This is a genomic window from Falsiroseomonas sp. E2-1-a4 (assembly GCF_051433165.1).
Lineage (GTDB): Bacteria > Pseudomonadota > Alphaproteobacteria > Acetobacterales > Acetobacteraceae > Falsiroseomonas.
Window position 1 is genome coordinate 20,911 of the sequence record NZ_JBHMFS010000001.1, and the last position, 17,742, is coordinate 38,652.

20 protein-coding genes are annotated in these 17,742 nt (G+C 71.1%); 5 read left to right on the forward strand and 15 right to left on the reverse strand.

Going from position 1 to position 17,742, the window contains the following annotated elements; translation table 11 throughout:
* On the forward strand, nucleotides 1-606 hold the full coding sequence (locus ACFHNC_RS00105) for a DUF938 domain-containing protein (protein WP_437167161.1): 606 nt from the start codon (nucleotides 1-3) through the stop codon (nucleotides 604-606).
* 3 nt (nucleotides 607-609) lie between these two features.
* Here the strand turns inward: ACFHNC_RS00105 and ACFHNC_RS00110 are convergent, their stop codons facing one another.
* The 6 genes from ACFHNC_RS00110 to ACFHNC_RS00135 form a co-directional block, all read right to left on the reverse strand.
* On the reverse strand, nucleotides 610-813 hold the full coding sequence (locus tag ACFHNC_RS00110) for a hypothetical protein (RefSeq protein WP_437167162.1): 204 nt from the start codon (nucleotides 811-813) through the stop codon (nucleotides 610-612).
* 124 nt (nucleotides 814-937) lie between these two features.
* Nucleotides 938-2,770, reverse strand: a complete 1,833-nt coding sequence (ptsP, locus tag ACFHNC_RS00115) for a phosphoenolpyruvate--protein phosphotransferase (RefSeq protein WP_437167163.1) — start codon at nucleotides 2,768-2,770, stop codon at nucleotides 938-940.
* A 15-nt stretch (nucleotides 2,771-2,785) separates the two neighbouring features.
* Nucleotides 2,786-3,049, reverse strand: a complete 264-nt coding sequence (locus ACFHNC_RS00120) for an HPr family phosphocarrier protein (RefSeq protein WP_437167680.1) — start codon at nucleotides 3,047-3,049, stop codon at nucleotides 2,786-2,788.
* 104 nt (nucleotides 3,050-3,153) lie between these two features.
* Entirely contained in the window at nucleotides 3,154-3,615 is a 462-nt protein-coding gene (locus tag ACFHNC_RS00125) for a PTS sugar transporter subunit IIA (RefSeq protein ID WP_437167164.1), read from the reverse strand.
* Nucleotides 3,612-4,538: an RNase adapter RapZ gene (gene rapZ, locus ACFHNC_RS00130; protein ID WP_437167165.1), complete on the reverse strand. Its 927-nt coding sequence runs from the start codon at nucleotides 4,536-4,538 to the stop codon at nucleotides 3,612-3,614. Before rapZ ends, ACFHNC_RS00125 begins: the two co-directional genes overlap by 4 nt.
* The gene (locus ACFHNC_RS00135) at nucleotides 4,535-4,999 is read right to left on the reverse strand and encodes an HPr kinase/phosphorylase (RefSeq protein ID WP_437167166.1); all 465 of its coding nucleotides are present in this window, start codon (nucleotides 4,997-4,999) and stop codon (nucleotides 4,535-4,537) included. The genes rapZ and ACFHNC_RS00135 overlap by 4 nt, the downstream gene beginning before the upstream one ends.
* Before the next feature lie 121 nt (nucleotides 5,000-5,120).
* Between ACFHNC_RS00135 and ACFHNC_RS00140 the strand changes: the two genes are divergently transcribed.
* Nucleotides 5,121-6,056 (forward strand): serine/threonine dehydratase, encoded by a 936-nt coding sequence (locus ACFHNC_RS00140; protein ID WP_437167167.1) that lies wholly within the window; start codon nucleotides 5,121-5,123, stop codon nucleotides 6,054-6,056.
* 1 nt (nucleotide 6,057) lies between these two features.
* Here the strand turns inward: ACFHNC_RS00140 and ACFHNC_RS00145 are convergent, their stop codons facing one another.
* The 7 genes from ACFHNC_RS00145 to ACFHNC_RS00175 all read right to left on the reverse strand — a co-directional run bounded on the left by ACFHNC_RS00145 (nucleotide 6,058) and on the right by ACFHNC_RS00175 (nucleotide 13,869).
* Nucleotides 6,058-6,594 carry an NADH-quinone oxidoreductase subunit B family protein gene (locus ACFHNC_RS00145; protein ID WP_437167168.1) on the reverse strand — a complete coding sequence of 179 codons (537 nt, stop codon included), beginning with the start codon at nucleotides 6,592-6,594 and terminating at the stop codon, nucleotides 6,058-6,060.
* Nucleotides 6,591-6,821, reverse strand: coding sequence for a hypothetical protein (locus ACFHNC_RS00150; RefSeq protein WP_168049058.1), 231 nt, complete (start codon nucleotides 6,819-6,821; stop codon nucleotides 6,591-6,593). Before ACFHNC_RS00150 ends, ACFHNC_RS00145 begins: the two co-directional genes overlap by 4 nt.
* A gap of 292 nt (nucleotides 6,822-7,113) precedes the next feature.
* Nucleotides 7,114-8,622, reverse strand: coding sequence for a hydrogenase expression protein HypE (locus ACFHNC_RS00155; RefSeq protein WP_437167169.1), 1,509 nt, complete (start codon nucleotides 8,620-8,622; stop codon nucleotides 7,114-7,116).
* The gene (locus tag ACFHNC_RS00160; protein WP_437167170.1) at nucleotides 8,619-10,067 is read right to left on the reverse strand and encodes a proton-conducting transporter transmembrane domain-containing protein; all 1,449 of its coding nucleotides are present in this window, start codon (nucleotides 10,065-10,067) and stop codon (nucleotides 8,619-8,621) included. The genes ACFHNC_RS00155 and ACFHNC_RS00160 overlap by 4 nt, the downstream gene beginning before the upstream one ends.
* On the reverse strand, nucleotides 10,064-10,735 hold the full coding sequence (locus ACFHNC_RS00165) for a hydrogenase-4 component E (protein WP_437167171.1): 672 nt from the start codon (nucleotides 10,733-10,735) through the stop codon (nucleotides 10,064-10,066). The genes ACFHNC_RS00160 and ACFHNC_RS00165 overlap by 4 nt, the downstream gene beginning before the upstream one ends.
* 166 nt (nucleotides 10,736-10,901) lie before the next feature.
* On the reverse strand, nucleotides 10,902-11,861 hold the full coding sequence (locus tag ACFHNC_RS00170; RefSeq protein ID WP_437167172.1) for a respiratory chain complex I subunit 1 family protein: 960 nt from the start codon (nucleotides 11,859-11,861) through the stop codon (nucleotides 10,902-10,904).
* Nucleotide 11,862: 1 nt separating this feature from the next.
* Nucleotides 11,863-13,869, reverse strand: coding sequence for a proton-conducting transporter transmembrane domain-containing protein (locus ACFHNC_RS00175; RefSeq protein WP_437167173.1), 2,007 nt, complete (start codon nucleotides 13,867-13,869; stop codon nucleotides 11,863-11,865).
* A gap of 242 nt (nucleotides 13,870-14,111) precedes the next feature.
* Between ACFHNC_RS00175 and ACFHNC_RS00180 the strand changes: the two genes are divergently transcribed.
* From ACFHNC_RS00180 to ACFHNC_RS00190, 3 genes are read left to right on the forward strand one after another with little or no spacing between them, the layout of a single operon-like run.
* On the forward strand, nucleotides 14,112-14,672 hold the full coding sequence (locus tag ACFHNC_RS00180) for a TRAP transporter small permease subunit (RefSeq protein ID WP_437167174.1): 561 nt from the start codon (nucleotides 14,112-14,114) through the stop codon (nucleotides 14,670-14,672).
* A gap of 45 nt (nucleotides 14,673-14,717) precedes the next feature.
* Entirely contained in the window at nucleotides 14,718-16,133 is a 1,416-nt protein-coding gene (locus ACFHNC_RS00185; RefSeq protein ID WP_437167175.1) for a TRAP transporter large permease, read from the forward strand.
* Nucleotides 16,130-16,585 carry an SAM-dependent methyltransferase gene (locus ACFHNC_RS00190; protein WP_437167176.1) on the forward strand — a complete coding sequence of 152 codons (456 nt, stop codon included), beginning with the start codon at nucleotides 16,130-16,132 and terminating at the stop codon, nucleotides 16,583-16,585. Before ACFHNC_RS00185 ends, ACFHNC_RS00190 begins: the two co-directional genes overlap by 4 nt.
* On the opposite strand, the gene ACFHNC_RS00195 is transcribed toward ACFHNC_RS00190, so the two are convergent.
* Complete coding sequence (locus ACFHNC_RS00195; RefSeq protein ID WP_437167177.1) at nucleotides 16,566-17,237, reverse strand: RES family NAD+ phosphorylase; 672 nt, start codon at nucleotides 17,235-17,237, stop codon at nucleotides 16,566-16,568. The two genes, ACFHNC_RS00190 and ACFHNC_RS00195, sit on opposite strands and share 20 nt — an antisense overlap.
* 10 nt (nucleotides 17,238-17,247) lie before the next feature.
* The gene (locus ACFHNC_RS00200; RefSeq protein WP_437167178.1) at nucleotides 17,248-17,739 is read right to left on the reverse strand and encodes an antitoxin Xre/MbcA/ParS toxin-binding domain-containing protein; all 492 of its coding nucleotides are present in this window, start codon (nucleotides 17,737-17,739) and stop codon (nucleotides 17,248-17,250) included.
* Nucleotides 17,740-17,742 lie beyond the last annotated feature (3 nt).

Here is a 17,742-nt window from a genome sequence, read left to right on the forward strand (position 1 = left end):
ATGAACCCTGATGGCGACCCACGCCGCTTCGCCCCCGCCGCCGCCCGTAACCGGGACCCGATCCTGGCCGCGCTGCGCCCGCTGCTGCCGCCCGAAGGACTGGTGCTGGAAGTGGCCAGCGGCAGCGGCGAGCATGGGCTGCATTTCGCGCAGGCGCTGCCGGGCCTGGTCTTGCAGCCGAGCGACCCGGAAGCCGATGCCCGCGCCAGCATCGATGCCTGGTGCGCCGGCCAGTCCAACATCCGGCCCGCCCTGGCACTGGATGCCGCCGCGGCCCACTGGCCGCTGGACCGGGCGGATGCCGTGCTGTGCATCAACATGATCCACATCGCCCCCTGGGCCGCGACGCTCGGCCTGCTGCACGGCGCCGCCCGCATCCTGCCCAGCGGCGCCCCGCTGGTGCTGTACGGCCCCTACATCCAGGCGGGGGTGGAGACGGCGCCGAGCAACCTCGATTTCGACGCCAGCCTGCGCGCCCGCGACCCGTCCTGGGGCCTGCGGCGGCTGCAGGATGTGGCGGAGGTCGCGGCAGCGGCGGGCTTCGGCGCCCCGGCGGTCATGCCGATGCCGGCGAACAACCTGCTGGTGGCGTTCCGGCGAGGGTAGGGTTCAGACGTCGCGACGCAGCAGGCGGCGGCGCGCCTCGCGCAATTCATCCTGCGGCGAGGCCGTGTTCGCCGGCTGGCCGCGCTGGTCCTCCAGCACGGTCTCGACGCTGCGGGGCCTGGCGCAGCCGGGGTCCGCGAAGGCCGAAAGCGGGGCGAGCCAGGCGGCCATGAGGCCGGTGACGGCGGCGCGGCGGATGGTGCGCATGCGGCAGGTCCTTCAACCCTGGTGCCCGCTCATTCCGCCGGCGTGCCGGGGCAGATAGGTGGCGCGGCTGTGGCAGGAAAGCGGCCGACCGATCACGGCGCGGTGAGGTGCCGGCGCATGGTCCTCAGCCGCGTTCCGTCACCCCTGTGGCAAACCCGTCCACCAGTTCCCGGATCCGGGCGGGATCCGACTGTTCCATGACGCGCCGGGCGAACCGTGCACAGTCGCCGATATCCAGCGCCCGCACCGCCTGCTTCACGCGGGGAATTGCGCTGGCATTCATCGACAGGCAGCGGATGCCGAGCCCCAGCAGCAGCGGCACCAGCCGCGGATTGCCGCCCATCTCGCCGCAGACCGAAACCGGCATGCGCAGCCGCAGCGCCGCTTCCGTGGCGAACTGCATCAGCCGCAGCACGGCCGGGTGGAGCGGGTCGTACAGATGGCTGACCTCGGCATCGCCGCGATCCACGGCCAGCGTGTACATCGCCAAATCATTGGTGCCGATGGCGAAGAAATCGGCCTCGAGCGCGATGGCATCCGCCGCCAGCGCCGCGCCCGGCGTCTCGATCATCGCGCCGAGGTCGGGCAGCTTTTCCGGCAGCTTCTCCCCGCGCCGGCGCAGGCGGCGGGCGACGCGTTCGTAGATTTCGCGCGCCTGCTTCACCTCGGCGGGGATGGTCACCATCGGCAGCAGCACCCGCACCACGCTGTCCGGCGCGGCGCCGGCCACCCGCAGGATGGCGGCGAATTGCGCCTCCAGCAGTTCCGGCCGCTTCAGCAGCATGCGGATGCCGCGCAGGCCGAGCGCCGGGTTGGGGCTGGAATGCAGCGGCTCGATCCCCGCCGCCAGCGCCTGCATGTCCTTCTCCCCGCCCCAATCGAGCACGCGGATGGTCACGGGGTCGCCGGCCATGGCCTCGACGATCGGGGCGTAGGTGGCCATCTGGGCCTCCTCGTCCGGCAGATCCTCGCGGTTCATGAACAGGAATTCGGTCCGCAACAGGCCGATGCCCTGGGCGCCGGCCTGGGCGATCAGCGGCAGCTCCGCCGGAATTTCCATGTTGGCGAGCAGCTCCACCGCCTCGCCATCCGTGGTCACGGCAGGCAGTCGGCGCAGCTTGGCAAGCCGCGTGCGTTCGCGGGCGTAGCCGGCGACCTGGTCCTTGGCCGCGGCCAGGGTGGCGGCGGTCGGGTGCAGCGCGACGGTCCCGGCCGCGCCGTCTAGCACCATCTGGTCGCCGCGCCGTGCCGCTTCCGTCAGCCCATGCACGCCGAGCACCGCCGGAATCCCCAAGGCCCGCAGCATGATGGCGGTGTGGCCATCGGCGCCGCCTTCCTCCGTCGCCACGCCGGCGATGCGGGCGGGGTCGAGCAGGGCGGCATCGGCGGGCGTCACTTCCTCCGCCACCAGGATCGCGCCTTCCGGCACGTCCTTGAAGCTGCGGAACGGGTTCTGGGTCAGGTTGCGGGTCAGGCGGCGGGCGATCTCCCGCACCTCGCCGGCGCGGCGGCGCAGCCCGGCCTTGTCGTCATCCTTGGCGGACAGGATGATGTCCGCGATCGCATCCGCCTCATCCGCCACCGCCGTCTCGGCCGCCAGCAGGCCGGATTCGATGCGCTTGCGGGCGCCGCGGATCAGGCGGCTGTCGCCCAGCATCATGGCATAGGCGTCGAGCAGCGGTTCGAGTTCTTCCTGCGCTTCCTCCGGCAGCACGCCGAGGCGCATCTTCAGCTTCGCCACCTGCTTGCGGGAGGCGGTGACGGCCGCCGCCAGGCGCTGCTTTTCGGTGTCCACCGCGGCTTCGGCGATGCTGCGGCGGGGGGCTTCGGCCGGCGGCTCCGTGGTGTCGAACACCGCGCCGATGGCGATGCCCTGCGACACCGGGATCCCCCGGATCACGGTTTCCTTGATGCGGCGCGGCGCGCGCTTCGGGGCTTCGGGCTTTTCCGCCTTCATTGGACGCCCCGGATCCTAGTCCTCATGGAAGCCGGCCTCCATCAGGCCCACGATCGCCTCCAGCGCTTCCTTGGCATCCCAGCCCTCGGCTTCCACCACCACGTCGCTGCCCTGCCCGGCGCCCAGCATCATCAACCCCATGATGGAACACGCCGGCACCGACTGCCCGTGGCGGGAGACGTTGACACAGGCGGAGAAGCGTTCGGCCACCGTCACCAGCTTGGCCGCCGCCCTGGCGTGCAGGCCGCGGCTGTTGACGATCTTGACCGTCTTCCGCATCGCCAGCCCGCCGGAGGCATCGCAGCCACAGGGGCCGGGCTCCACCGCAACAGGGGTGGGCTGGGCGCCTGCCTTGGACTCACCGGCTTCGTCGGGCCATTCGTTCATGGATCGTCCCTTTTGGGGCCTGCATCGGGCGTTGCGTAGCCGTTGGTGGGCATGGTCCGCCCGCCCTCCGACATATCCGCCGCGCTGGCGATGTATTTCCGCCCGGCCGCGGTGGCATGGGCGACGGCTTCGGGCAAGGGCTCACTGCCCCGGATCTTGGCGAGCTTCACCAGCAGCGGCAGGTTCACCCCGGCAATCACCTCCACCGTGCGGCGGTCGCACAGCTGGAAGGCCAGGTTGGAGGGGGTGCCGCCCAGGATATCCGTCAGCACCACCACGCCATCGCCCTGGTCGACGCGGGCGATGCAGTGGCGAATATCCTCCCGCCGCGCTTCCAGCTTGTCCTCGGGATAGATGCAGACCGTCGCGACGGCGCCCTGCGGACCCACCACATGCTCCATGGCGAGGCGCAATTCCTCGGCGAGACGGCCGTGGGTGACAAGCACAAGACCAATCATGATGTGTGCGACAGGGCCTCCCGCCCCGCAACCAATGCCCCTCCCGGTGATGTAGGGGGGGTGGCCAATTCGCGGTGGATCAGGTCCACACGCCAGCCAAGAGACGCGAGATGGGATGCCAGACGCTCCGCCACAAGGACGGAGCGGTGCCGCCCGCCGGTGCAGCCGATGGCCACCGTTAAATACTTCTTCCCCTCTGCCGCATAGCGGGGCAACAGCAGCTCCATCATCCCGGTCATGCGGTCCCAGAATGGGGCGAAGGTGGGATCGGACTCGACAAAGTCCGCGATCGGCGTATCGCGCCCGGTCATCGGCCGCAGCGCCGGGTCGTAATGCGGGTTGCGCAGGAAGCGCACATCCCAGACCAGATCAGCCTCCCGCGGCAACCCCTTGGGGAAGCCGAAGGAGATGATGCCAATCGCCAGCCCCGCCGCATTCTCCGGCTGGAAGCGCCGCTCGATCATCCGGCGCAGCTCCGGCAGCGGCAGCTCGGAGGTATCCACCACCCAATCCGCCGCATCCCGCAGCGGCGCCAGCAACGCGGCTTCGCGCGCGATCCCTTCCGTCACCCGGCTGCCCAGCGCGCCACCGGGCGCCAGCGGATGGCGCCGGCGGGTTTCGGAAAAGCGGCGCAGCAGCACCGGCTCCTCCGCCGTGACGAAAACCAGATTGGCGGCGATGCCCGGATCCGCGCGCAGCCGGGCCAGCTGCTCCAGCAGGGTGGAGGCATCGAAGCCGCGGGAGCGGGTGTCCACCCCGATCGCCAGCGGCTCATCGCCATCCGCCACCAGCTCCGGCAGGATCTGCAACGGCGGGTTGTCCACCGTCTCGAAGCCCAGATCCTCCAGCGTGCGAAGGATGCTGGCCTTGCCGGCGCCGGACAGGCCGGTCACCAGCAACACCGGGCGGGGGCCGCATCTCATGGCGGGGACTGGCCCTGCAAGGACCCGGCCGCCATGCGGGCCCGGCCGCAGGCGATGGCAAGTGCGAAACCCAGCTTGTCCGGCGCCGAGGCTTCCAGCCCGCGCAGCGAGATCTGCGGCACCGTCAGGCCGAGTGCATTGTAGCATTGCGGCTCCGGCAGCCTGGGCAGGGGCGCCTCCGGCGGCAGCAAACGCACCGCCAGTCGCAGCCGCACCGGCCCCGCCACCGGCAAATCCTGCATCAGGCCGAGGCCACGGATTTCCAGCATGCCGCGCAGCGGCGCCGGTGCGCTGGCGCGCAGCGTGCCGCCTTCCGCCACCAGCTCCACCTGGTCATCCGCCACCAGCGCCCAGCCTCGGCCGAGCAAGCGCAGAACCAGATCGGATTTGCCGCTGCCTGATGGTCCCAGGATCAGAACGCCTTCCTCATCCAGGGCCACGCAGGACCCGTGCAGTGACATGACAGACACTTCACCTTGCCAGGGCGCCGGACCATGGCAGAAAGGTGGCGAGGGTAAAAGGGGACTCCCGTTCAGCGCGCCCAGGTTGCCAGCCGGGGTGCCCGCTGCCAGCCTGCCGCCCATGCCAGACCCCAGCCAAGCCGCCATCGAGGCCGCCGCCGCCCGCATCGCCCCTTATGTCCGCCGCACCCCGGTAATGCGGCTTGAGGGCGCCGACCTCGGGCTGTCGATCCCGCTGATCCTGAAGCTGGAACTGCTGCAGGCCACCGGGTCCTTCAAGCCGCGCGGCGCCTTCAACCGCCTGCTGTCGGTGGCGGTGCCGGAAGCGGGCGTGGTCACGGCCTCCGGCGGCAACCACGGCGCCGCGGTGGCCTATGCCGCCCGTGCCCTGGGGCATCGGGCGGAGGTGTTCTGCCCGGTGGCCACCCCCGCCGCCAAGACCGACCGCATCGAAAGCTACGGCGCCACCCTGCACCGGATCGGGAGCGCCTATGACGAAGCCCGCATCGCCAGCGAGGCCCGCGCGGCGGAGACCGGCGCGCTGCTGGTGCATGCCTATGACCAGCCCGAAATCCTGGCCGGCCAGGGCACGGTCGGGCTGGAGCTTTGGCAGGATGCGCCGGAGGCGACGCATGTGCTGGTGGCGACCGGCGGCGGCGGGCTGATCGGCGGCATTGCCGCCTGGTATGCCGATAAAGGCGCGCAGGTGATCAGCGTGGAGCCGGAGGGCTGCCCCGCTTTGCACCACGCGCTGGCCGCCGGCCACCCGCTGCCGGCCCCGGTCGGCGGCTTGGCGGCGGATAGCCTGGGGGCGAAGCAGATCGGCGCACTGTCCTTCGCCGTGGCGCGGGACCATGTGGCGCAGGCGGTGCTGGTGCCGGATGCGGCGATTGCGGAGGCGCAGCGCCGCCTATGGTCCGCGCTGCGGCTGGTGGCGGAACCGGGCGGCGCCGCAGCGCTGGCCGCGCTGATCAGCGGCGCCTTCATTCCACCCGCCGGGGCGCGGGTGGCGGTGGTGCTGTGCGGGTCGAATACCGACCCGGCGAAGGTGACCTGATTCAGCCCTGCGCCTGCATCAGCGCCAGCAGCCCCTCCAGCATCTGCGCCGGGCTGGGCGGGCAGCCGGGGATCAGCAGGTCCACCGGCAGCACCTGCGCCACGCCACCCTCCACCGCATAGCTACCCTTGAAGACGCCGCCATCCACCGCGCAATCGCCGGCCGCCACCACCCAGCAAGGCTCCGCCGCGGCGGCGCGGGTGCGCTCCAGCGCCTCCCGCATGTTGCGGGTGACCGGGCCGGTCACCAACAGCACATCGGCATGGCGGGGGGAGGCGACGAAGCGCAGGCCGAGCCGTTCCAGATCATACAGCACGCCGGACATGGCGTGGATTTCCAGCTCGCAGCCATTGCAGGACCCGGCATCCACCTGGCGGATCGCCAGGCTGCGGCCGAGCCGGGCGCGGGATGTCGCCTCCAGCTTCTGGGCGAGCGCCAGCACCACCTCCTCCGGCGGCGCCTGCACTGGCTCCGTCAGCGGGCGGGCGAACAGGTTGCGGGCCAGTTTCGGCCACAGCATCTTGCCGGGGCGGGTCATGCGGTGCGGGCCACGCGGAACAGATCGTTGCCCTCCGGGTCCCGCACCACGAGCTCGGTGCCCGGCGCCACGCGTTCCGCGAGCCAGCCGATCTCATCCAGCGCATGGGCGCGGTCGTCATAGGCCCAGTGTTCCATCACGCCGCGGCCGGGGCCGGGCTTGATGAGGGTGATGGTGAAAAGGCCCGTGGCGCCCTGATCCGCGCGGGCGCCATGGCGCCCGCTCATGGTTCAAGGCCCTCAAGCGGCGGGCGCCGGCATCCGCCGGCTTGCCTTCGCGCCGGTGCGCTGCTGCGCCCGGCCGCGATGACGGTCTGGGCGCGGGCCGCATTCGCGGCCTGGGGATCCACAGTGCCCTCAAACGGCAGGCGCCGGCATCCGCCGGCTTGCCTTCGCGCCGGTGCACTGGTGCGCCCGGCCGCAATGTCGGTCTGGGCGCGGGCCGCATTCGCGGCCTCGGCCGTTGGCCGCCAGCGCCATGTGCCGAAGCCGTGTCGCGCTTGGGTCGGCGGGCTGTGCATCACAAATCGACCCCGCTGTACGAACAGTTGAAGCTCTTGTTGCACAGGGGGAAATCCGCAACGATGTTGCCCTCCATCGCCGCCTCCAGCAACGGCCATTGCAGCCAGGACGGGTCGCGCGGGAAGACGGCGCGGATCAGGCCGCCATCGTCCAGCGCCATCCAGGTGACGATCTCGCCCCTAAACCCCTCGACCAGCGCGAGCCCTTCTCCGCCCCGCTGCGGCAAAGGCGCGTGGATCTCGCCGGGGGGCAGGGTGGCCAGGATGCGGCGAATCAGGCGGATGCTTTCGGGAATTTCCGTCATTCGCACCCGGACGCGCGCATCCACATCGCCTTCCTGCCGCACAGCCACGGTCGGCGGGCCGCCGGCAAAGGGGCCATTCGGGAAGGCCACGCGCGCATCAAAATCGCGGCCGGAAGCACGACCCACCACGCCGCCCACCCCGAATCCCGCCGCCAGCGCCGGCGCCAGCACGCCGGTGCCGACCATGCGGTCCTGCAGACTTGCATGCTCCTCATAGATCGAGGCCAGGCCGGGCAGCGCCGACTCCACCGCCGCCAGCGCGGCGAGGATGGCGGCGATACCGGAGGGTTGCGGTTCCGTCGCCAGCCCGCCGGGGATCACCCGGTCCATCATCAGACGGTGGCCGAAGGCGTCCAGATGCGCCCGCAACAGCCCCTCCCGCAGCAGGCCGCATTGCGCGTGCAGCCAGGCGAAGCTGGCGTCGTTGCAGATGGCGCCCCAGTCGTTCAGGTGGTTGGCCAGCCGCTCCAGCTCCAGCATCGCCGCCCGCAGCCACAAGGCGCGGGGTGGCGGGGCGGCACCGCTGGCGGCCTCCGCGGCTTCGGCGAAGGCAAGCGAATGCGCCACGGTGCTGTCGCCGGAGATGCGTGCGGCGAAACGCGCCGCGGTGCGCGGCGATTTGCCCAACATCAGGCCGAGCGTGCCCTTGTGGGTGTAGCCCAGCCGCTGTTCCAGCCGCACCACCAGCTCCCCCTGCACGGTGAAGCGGAAATGGCCGGGCTCGATGATGCCGGCATGCACCGGACCGACCGGAATCTGGTGCCAGCCCTCGCCCTCGACGGCCAGGAAATCGGGTTGCTCCGGGCGGGCGCCGTTGCGGGTGGGGCGGGCGGCCATCGGCAGGGTCAGCGGCCAGCGGCCATGGTCGAGCCACGCGCGCAGGTCCAGCCCCCCGACAGCCTCCAGCCCCCAGAGGTCGCGGATCATCCGCTCGAATCGCACCGCGCCCGGCCGGGCGGTGGACAAGGCGGGGTAGTGGCCGGAACCGGCGGGGGTGCTGGCCAGTAGCAGCGTGCCGTCGGCCTCATCCAGGAAGGCCGCGTGCAGCATCGCCGGCTCCGCCCACAGCGAGAGCAGCGCCATGGAGGGCTGCATCACCAGTGCCGCCGGCAGCCGCGCGAAATCCTCCGGCGCCAGCAGGTGGCGCGGCACCGGGCGGCAGGGCAGTTTTTGGCCGCGGCGGATCAGCTCGGCGGCGCTCATCCGAGCAGCCTCACCGCATCGCCGAGCAGGGCGTTGAACCAGGCCGGCAGGGCGAAGCCGAGGATCACGGCCAGCGCCAGCAGCGCCCAGGCTGGGCCCGCCGCCCACCACAACCCGCCGGGCAGGGTAAACGCCCCCGGCACGGGCGCATCCGGGGTGGGCGGGCCGAGGCACAGCGCCTGCATCGCCCGCACCAGCGCCGTGCCCGCCACCAGCAGCCCGATGCCGATCGGCAGCACCAGCCAGGGTTGCAGCGCGGCCGCCGCAGCCCCCAGCCGGAATTCCGAGACGAACAGCGAGAAGGGCGGCAGCCCGGCCAGCCCGGCGATGCCGAGCGCCAGCGCCCAGCCCAACGCCGGATGGCTGGTGGCCAGCCCGCCGATATCGGCCATTTTCTGGCTGCCCTTGATCTGCGCCGCGGCGCCTATGCCGAAGAACACCGCGCTTTTCACCAGCGTGTGCCCCATCAGATGCAGCATGCCCGCAAGGTTGGCGCCGAGCCCGAAGGCGATGGCGGACAGGCCCATATGCTCGATGCTGCTCCAGGCGAAGAACCGCCGCGCATCCCGCCGCCGCCACAGCGCGAGGGAAGCCAACAGCAGGGAGGCCAGGCCGAAGCCAACCAGCAACGGCCCCGGCGCCAGCACCCCCGGATTGAGGTCGACAATCGCCTTGGCTCGCAGCACCGCGACCAGCGCCGCATTCAGCAGCAGCCCGGACAAAACGGCGGTGATCGGCAGCGGCCCCTCGGCCTCGGCATCCGGCAGCCAGGCATGCAGCGGCACCAGCCCGGCCTTGGTGCCATAGCCCACCATCAGGAAGACGAAGGCCAGCGAAAGCAGGCCCGGATCGCATTGCTGCGCCACCGCCCGCAACGCGCCCCAGGACAGCCCCGGATCGCCCTGCCCCACCACCGGCTGCGCCGCCAGATACAGCAGGATGGTGCCGAACAGCGCCAGGGCGATGCCGACCCCGCAGAGCATGAAGAACTTCCACGCCGCCTCGATCGCCGCCGGCGTGCCGTGCACGGCGACAATGAGCACGGAGGCGAGCGTCGCGATCTCGATCGCCACCCACATGACGCCGAGATTGTCGGACAGCAGCGCCAGGAATTGCGCGCCCATGAACAGTTGGAAGGCCGCGTGATAGGCGCGCGCGCGCAGCCCATCGAAGCGCTCGGCATCCACCGTGGCGGCGGAGAATACGGCGGCGGCCAGGCCGATGATGCCGGCCAACGCCACCAGCGGCTGGTTCACCGCATCCACCCGCGTCCAGCCCTGCACCCCCTCCGGCGCGGCCAGCACCGCCAGCGCGAGCGCGCAGCTCACGCCCGAGACGCCGAGATTGACCATCGCGGGCCAGCGACCACGCGGCGCCAGCGCGGCCAGCAGCACGGCCCCGGCCCAGGGGAAGAACACGATGATCCAGGCCAGGTGCAGGGTCATGGCTGCTCGCCCCGCTGCCGGTGCAGCACATGCGTATCCAGCGTGGAAAGCTGGTCGCGCAGCAGGAACACCACGATGCCGGCGACCAGCGCCAGCATCAGCACCAGCGCGGCGGTGGAAAGCTCCACCACCAGCGGCATGCCGCGCACGCCGATGGCGGCCAGGATCAGGCCGTTCTCCAGGCTCAGCAGACCGATCACCTGGCTGATGGCGTTGCGCCGCCCGATCATCATCAGCATGCCGAGCAGTACGACCGACAATGCCAGCGCGAGGTTTTCGCGTGTCAAAGCCTGGGCCTGGCCGGCGGTGACGGGCAGCACCACCATCACCGAAAGCCCGACCAGCGCGGCGGCCGCCAGCAGCGAAGGCCCGATGCCCAGCGCCGGCTCCACCGTGCGATGCAGCCCCAACCGGCGCAGCAGCAGCCGCAGTGCCAGCGGGATCAGCAGCGCCTTGGCGCCGAAGGCGAGCAGCGCCGTGACATACAGGCCCGGCTCATCCTGCACCCAGCCCTGCCAGGCTGCGGCGGCGGCCAGCAGCCCGCCCTGGATGGCAAAGGCCGTGATTACCCCCTCCAGCCGCCGCTGGTACAGCAGCACGAAGGACAGCAGCAGGATGCCGCCGCCGAGCAGATGCGCGATGTCGTAGCCGGTATCGCTGAAGGTCATGATGCCGAGCGCCTTCGGCGCGCTGCATCATGAGATTTTTTCAGACCCTCAAACGGCGGGCGCGCGCTCCGCGCGCTTGCCTTCGCGCCGACGCGCTGCCGTGCCGGTGGGGAGGCCGGGCTGTGCGCGGGCCGCTGGCGCGGCCTAGAGCCAGTCTGGTCGCGCATCACGCGAGTCTCGTGGACAGGAACAGCAGAAGCGCCGCCAGCAACCCGAGCAGCAGCGCCGCGCCCAGAAACTCCGGCACGCGGAACACCCGCATCTTGGCGATCGCACTCTCGAAGGCCGCCAGCGCCAGGCAGAGCAGCGCGATCTTCGCCACCCAGGCGCCGAGACCCACCACCCACCCGAGCGGCGCGAAGCCCACCGGCGCGGTGCCGAAGGGGAAGAAGATGGCAGCGATCAGCGCCAGCCACAGCGTCAGCCGCAGCGCCGACGCGGCCTCCCACAGCGCCAGATGCCGGCCGGAGGCTTCGAGGATCATCGCCTCATGCACCATGGTCAGTTCCAGGTGGGTGGCGGGATTGTCCACCGGGATCCGCGCATTCTCCGCCACCGCCACCGCCAGCAGCGCCACCAGCGCCAACCCGAGCGAAACGCGCAGGCCGAGCGACCCCTCCTGGAACAGCGCCCCGATCGTCTCCAGCCCGGTACTGCCGGCCAGCATCGCCAGCACCAGCGCCACCAGCAGCAGCGCCGGTTCGGCCAGCGCCGCGAAGGACATTTCGCGAGATGCGCCCAGCCCGCCAAAGGCCGTGCCGACATCCATCCCCGCCAGCGCCAGCACCACCCGCCCGGCCGCCAGCAGCCCCGCGATCACCACCAGATCCGCCAGCGGGGCGAAGGCCATGCCGCGCGCGAAGCTCGGCACCAGCGCCAGCGCGGCAAATGCGACAGTGGCCCCGGCATAGGGCGCGGCCTGGCTGATCCAGCTTGCATTGTCGGCCAGCACCGGCCGCTTCCGCAGCAGCTTGAAGAAATCTCGCAGCGGTTGCAGCGGGGAGGCGCCGATGCGGCCCTGCATCCGTGCCTTCAGCCAGCGGATGCCACCCACCACCAAGGGCGCGGCGGCCAGCACCAGGGCCAGGTGCAGGATCTGGGTGAGGCTGGCGGTGAGCCATTCCATCTCAGCCCGCCTCCAGCCAGGCGGCCAGCGCCAGCAGCGCCACCAGCGTGCCGAAGGGCAGCATCAGCGTGGCCGTCAGCGGCAGGTCGCGCAGCTTCTCGGCCCGCACCGCCAGCGCATCCCGCCAGCGCGCCAGCGGCGCCAGCAGCCAGGCCTCGGAAGGGTCGGCATAGCCGTGCTCCAGCCGCGCCGGGCCGGGATCGCCCGGACGCGCCATCTGCACGGATTCACGCGCCGCCAGCAGCGATCCGCCCAGCATGCGCCGCAACGGCTGGCCGAAGCCGGCGGCGGAGGGCTGGGTCACCGGGTCGCCGAAGGGCAGGTGCTGCGGCGGGGCCATGAAGCCGCAATCCCAGGCCGGGCCGCGCGCCACACCGGCAGGCGCGCGGCGCCGCACCAGCCACCAGATGGCACCCCCCGACACCGCCAGCAGCAAGGTCAGCGCCAGCGGCCAGTAGCGCGCCCCGCCATCGCCCACGCGCATCATGGCGAAGCCGCTGCGCTCCGCCACGCCGAAGGGCACCAGCACCTGCACCGCACCCTCCGCCAGCCCGAGCAAGGTTCCCGGCAGCAATCCGAACAGGATGGTCAGCCCGGCCGGCAGCAGCAGCGCCAGCCGCGCCGGCAGCGGCCCATCCACCGCCCCGGCGGCGCGCGGTGTGCGCGGCCGGCCGAGGAAGACCAGGCCGAACAGCCGCACCATCGCCGCCGCCGCCAGCGCCGCCGCCAAGGCAGCAGCCGCCACCACCGCCACGCCCAGAACCTGGAACGCCAGGTCGCCCACCCGCCAGGCCGCCAGCAGCGCCTGCAACAGCAGCCATTCGCTGGCGAAGCCCGACAGCGGCGGCAGGCTGGCCGCCGCCGCGGCCCCCACCAGCACCGCGCCGGCGGTCCAAGGCATGGCGTGGATCAGCCCACCCAGCCGGTCCAGGCTGCGGGACGCCGCGCCATGCGCCACCTCCCCCATGCCGAGGAACAGCAGCGACTTGAACATCGCGTGGTTCAGCGCGTGCAGCAGCGCCGCCCCCGCCGCCAGCCCCGCCAGCACGCCGAGATCGGCCGCGCGGAAACAGGCAGCCAGGCCGAGGCCAATGCAGACCAGGCCGATATTCTCGATGGTGGAGCAGGCCAGCAGGGTCTTGCCGTCCTCCTCCAGATTGGCGCGCAGCGCGCCGAGCACGGCAGACGCCGCGCCCAGCACCAGCAGCGGCACGCCCCACCACAAGGGCTGCGCCGGGCCGGACAGGTCCAGCAGCAGCCGGGCCAGCACATAGACCGCGACCTTGGTCATGGCGGCCGACATCAGGGCGGAGACATGGCTCGGCGCCGCGGGGTGGGCGAGCGGCAGCCAATTGTGCAGCGGCACCAGCCCGGCCTTGGCCCCGGCGCCCACCACCACCAGCGCCAGCACCGCCATCGCCACCCAGCCCTGCGGCGGCGCGGCGCGGATGCCGGCAAAGGACAGGTCGCCGGCCACGCCGCCCAGCAGGCCAATCGCCGGCACCAGGCAGATGCCGCCCAGCAGGGCGAAGGCCAGATAGCGCCGCGCCGCGCGGCGATTCTCCGCCTCCGCATGGTCGGCAGCGACCAGGATCCAGGAGGCGACGGACATCGCCTCGAACCCCAGCACCAGGGTGAAGCCATCGGCCGCCATCAGTGTCAGCGCCATGCCGGCCAGGAACAGCGGATAGGCGGCCAGCAGGCGCGGCGCCATCAGGGGGTGGGAAAGCCCGAACAGGGCGGAACAGGCACCCGCCAGCCCGAGCAGCAGCAGGAACCAGGCGGACAGCGCATCCACCGCCACCAGCGCCGGCACACCGATCGGCAGCGTGTGCACCGGCAGGGCGCCCGAAAGCAGCACCGCCAGCCCGCTGCCCGCCAGCATGACGGAGGCCAACAGGCAGCCGCCATGCACCGCCAGCCCGGCCCAGGCGAAGCGCGCCAGCGGCACGGCGAGCGCGGCCAGCAGCCCGAGGCCCGCCAGCGTGAGGATGAGCGCCGTCAGCACGGCAGGGGAAGGAAGCGGATCACTGACCGGAACCTTAGAAGCCCGGCCCCGCCGGCAGAAGGGGCTCGCCCGCTGTGGGGCCATCAAGTCTTGCAGCGGCGCGGATTTTCGCCGCTTCTGAAGCCGGCGCTTTCCAAGCCTTGCCGCCGGCGCTACAGCAACGCGACCGGCGTGTGTCGGCGTCGCGCCCGGTATGGCTCGGCGCCGTGAGACCGGGTGAAACAACCCGAAGCCTTGTGGGGATGCGTCCTTTGGGCCCGTTGCTCGCCTTCAGCCGCGGCGTCGATGCCCTGAACACCGGCTTCGGGCGCATCGCCGACTACCTGGTCCTGATCGCCTGCACCGTCAGCGCCGGCAATGCCTTCCTGCGCTACGGCTTGAATGCCGGCTCCAACGCCTGGCTGGAGGTGCAGTGGTACTGCTTCGCCGGCATCGTCATGCTCGGCGCCAGCTACACGCTGCGCCGTAACGAGCATGTGCGGGTGGATCTGGTCTATGGCGCGCTGGGGCAGCGCGGGCGGATCTGGGTGGATATCCTTGGCCTGACCTTCTTCCTGATGCCGGCCATGGCGCTGCTCGCCTGGATGACCTGGCCCTTCTTCGTCGAGGCCTGGGTGCGGAACGAAATTTCGTCCTCACCCGGCGGGTTGATCCGCTGGCCGGTCAAGCTGCTGCTGCCGCTGGGCTTCGCACTGATGTGCGCGCAGGGGCTTTCGGAGATCGTGAAGCGCGTGGCCGTGCTGCGGGGCATCGAGCTGCCACGCGGCCAGCTTTTCGCGACCTACGCGCGGCCCGATCAGTGATGCACCGCGGCCTTCCCGCACCAGAATCCAGGGCCTGAGAAAAAGATGCTCCACGAGGATATCATGCCGCCGCTGATGTTCGGCGGGCTGGTGGTGTTCCTGCTGATCGGCTTCCCCGCGGCGTTCTCCCTGGCCGCGGTCGGGCTGTTCTTCGGCTTCATCTCCATCGAGCTTGGCTTCTTCCCGGAAGCCTGGATGTTCAACCTGCCGCTGCGCGTCTTCGGCATCCTGTCCAACGACCTGCTTCTGGCGATTCCGTTCTTCACGCTGATGGGCGCGGTGCTGGAACGCTGCGGGCTGGCGGAGGATCTGCTGGAAGGCACCGGGCAGCTGTTCGGCAAGGTGCCGGGCGGGCTGGCCTATGCCGTCATCATTGTCGGCGCCATCCTGGGTGCCATCACCGGCACGGTGGCGGCCAGCGTGATCTCGATGGGCATGATCAGCCTGCCGATCATGATGCGCTACGGCTACGACATGCGGATCGCGACCGGCGTGATCGCCGCATCCGGCACCATCACCCAGGTGATCCCGCCCTCCCTCGTGCTGATCGTGCTATCCGACCAGCTCGGGCAGTCGGTGGGTGAGATGTATGCGGGGGCGATCGGCCCGTCCCTGATGCAGATCAGCCTGTTCCTGCTGTTCATCTGGATGGTCTCCATCTTCCAGCCGCACAAGGTCCCGCCGCTGCCGCCGGAGGCGCTGGCACCGCGGGACTGGCGGCTGTGGTGGCGGGTGCTGAAGGGCATGGTCCCGTCCATGGGCCTGATCTTCATGGTGCTGGGCACCATCTTCCTCGGCCTGGCAACCCCCACCGAGGCCGGCGCCATGGGCGTGGTCGGCGCCGTACTGCTGGCGGCGGCGAACCGGCGACTGACCTGGCCGCTGATCCGCCAGGCGATGGGCAACACCATGCGCATCACCAGCATGGTCATCTTCATCCTGATCGGCGCCACCATCTTCACCCTGGTGTTCCAGGGCGTGGATGGCGGCATCTGGATCGAGCATCTGCTGGCGCTGCTGCCGGGTGGTCAGACCGGCTTCCTGATCTTCGTCAACATCTTCATCTTCTTCCTGGCCTTCTTCCTCGACTTTTTCGAGATCGCCTTCATCGTCATCCCGCTGCTGGCGCCGGTCGCGAAGAACCTCGGCATCGACCTGGTCTGGTTCGGCGTGCTGATCTGCATCAACATGCAGACCGCCTTCATGCACCCGCCCTTCGGCTTCGCCCTGTTCTACCTGCGCGGCGTGGCGCCGAAATCGGTGCTGACGCGGGACATCTACCTGGGCGCCATCCCGTGGCTGTGCCTGCAGCTTCTGCTGGTCGCCATCGTGATCTTCTGGCCGCAATCCGTGACCTACTGGCTGGACCGCGGCCCGCGCGCCGACCCGAGCACCGTCATCATCGACCTGCCGCCCCCGATGCCGACGCCCGACATTCCCGCCGTGCCGATCTTCCAATGAAGCTGACCCTGATCGGCACGGTCCATGGCGGCCGGGCGGAACCGCTGGATGATGCCTGGGACAGCGTGGAGGCCGAGATCCGGCTGGACGCTTCCGTGGTGGGCCCGGATGCGGCGCTGGGGCTGGATCAGTTCAGCCATGTGGTGGTGGTGTTCGGCTTCCACCGGCTGGACCCCGCCGCGGTGGAGGCCAACGCCCGCCACCCGCGTGGCCGGGCCGACTGGCCGCGCATGGGCATCCTGGCCCAGCGCGGCGCCCCACGGCCGAACCGCCTCGGCGTCACCACCTGCACGCTGCTGGCAGCCCAGGGCCTGGTGCTGCGGGTGCGCGGGCTGGATGCGATCGCGGGCAGCCCGGTCTTCGACATCAAGCCGCACATGACCGGCTTCGATCCGCGCGGCGAAATCCGCGAACCGGATTGGGCGCGGGAGATCATGGCGGGGTACTGGTAAGCCGCCGCGCCACCACCCGGCCGGTGACCGGTGCCGTCACCTCGAAATGCGCCGCCTGGACCACCGCGCCGATATCCCGCGGGCGATAGGCCACGACATTGGTGCCGCCCAGATGCCGCAGGCTGGGATAGACAATCCCCGCCCCGCCCGCCGCGCGCAGCACCTCCCCGAACGCCTGCCCTGCGGTGAAGCTGGTGGGGTCGAGCAGCGCCGGATCCGTCTCCAGACGGACGTAGTCGTCCCCGGCCAGGGTGGTCTGGTAGGCGCGATAGGTGCGGCGCATCAGGGCGCGGCCGGTCGCCACGGCCTCCCGCCGCAGATGGTGGGCAACCTCCGCAATGGCGGTGGGCAGGGCGGCGCTGGCGTACCAGGCGCCGAGTTCCGGTCCCGCGAAGCGCGTGCCACCGGGCACGGCGTGCAGGAAAGCGGCCATCACGACGCTGGCGTTGGGCGATCCGAACACCCATTGCGCCCGTGGCAGCCGCGCCAGGCGTTCCGCCACCAGCCGGTCGTTGGTCCAGCCCTCCAGCTCGATCACCGCCGCCAGATCCTCCGCCGAGCGGCAGAAATCGAAGGCCTGCACCGGCGGGAAGCGGGAGGGGATGAGGCGGTGGCAGGGGCGCGGCGGCGAAACCCTCGGCCGATCGCTCACGGCCGGTCGCTCAGGCAATAACGATGTCCTCGTCTGCCCAGGGCTCGGCTGCATCGGCTTCGTTGGGCGGTATGTAAAGGCCGCCGCGGGCCGCATCCAGGAAGCGCCGCACCAGCATCAACCCGTCCTGCGTGCCGCTGGCCGCCAGCGCCATCGGCGCCTGTCCCGCAAACGGCAACGCCGCATGTGGGCCGCGCAGCCAAGCCAGTGCCTCGGCCTCCGTCTCGAACAGGATGCGGAGCGCCTTGTGGATGCCGAGCACCGCGGAAATGCGCGTCAGCGTATCCACCGGCAGCGACAGGTCACCTCCCGCCTCCGCGACCCGTACCCAGCCATGATAGGTCGAGCGCGGCGGCAGGCCGAGAATGCGCAGCCGCTCCACCTCACTCAGCTTCCATAGCCCTGCAATGTGCAGGAAGGCACGCAGCCCCGGCGCGCCCAGGTGGCGCCGCGTGGCGGGTGCGAAGCGGTCTGCGGTGAGCGTGGCCGACGCGAGGCGCATGGC